The sequence below is a fragment of the Bacillus sp. SIMBA_074 genome, assembly GCF_046534555.1.
GTDB classification, from domain to species: Bacteria; Bacillota; Bacilli; order Bacillales; family Bacillaceae_G; genus Bacillus_A; species Bacillus_A mycoides.
The window spans coordinates 1-265 of the sequence record NZ_JAWRYM010000653.1 but is presented as its reverse complement, the minus strand read 5'-3'; the positions used below and the strand labels follow the sequence as shown (position 1 = coordinate 265).

Annotated in this window: 1 pseudogene; it reads left to right on the top strand. The window is 41.1% G+C overall.

What is annotated here, in order from left to right:
* A pseudogene (locus SB773_RS32375) lies at positions 1 to 265 on the top strand (DNA ligase D); the annotation flags it as partial.

Below are 265 nucleotides of genomic sequence, written 5' to 3'. Positions count from 1 at the left end.
GCCTTGAATAAGGTCATCCTATTAGATGGCGAAGGGGTTGTCGCTAAGGAAGTTCGGGGTACTTGGCAAGAAGGAAAACGTACTACATCTTGGATCAAAGTGAAAAATTGGAAGACCGTTTCTTGTTTCATTACAGCATTGCACAAAGAAAATGGTTACGTTTCCCTCGCAGTTTTAAAAGAAGGTGCCGCAACGAAAATCGGAAGTGTTAAAAATGGACTGAGTGCTCAAGATAAAGGGATATTGCATGAACTGATCAAGCAAA